Here is a 207-nt window from a genome sequence, read left to right as displayed (position 1 = left end):
TAATACAAACCCAGCAAGTGGAATTGCAATTGATCCAATAAACCCTAATACAAGTGCAACAATCTCATTTCAAGTAATAGTAAATTCCATTCCTAGTCCAAATCCAATCCCGAACCAAAGCAATACAGCGTACCAATATGTCATAGATCCTAACTTACCTCCAGCGTCCGCCAATGCGTTAAGTAACGTAATAACAACTCAAATTAA

1 protein-coding gene is annotated in these 207 nt (G+C 37.2%); it reads left to right on the top strand.

The window, feature by feature from the left end; genetic code table 11:
* A partial coding sequence (locus KI356_RS28060; protein WP_212937103.1) for a hypothetical protein occupies positions 1–207 on the top strand: 207 nt, incomplete at both ends.

It is taken from the genome of Bacillus hominis (assembly GCF_018332515.1).
Lineage (GTDB): Bacteria > Bacillota > Bacilli > Bacillales > Bacillaceae_G > Bacillus_A > Bacillus_A hominis.
The sequence above is the reverse complement of the archived record's forward strand: the minus strand, read 5'-3'. Positions and strand labels throughout refer to the sequence as shown.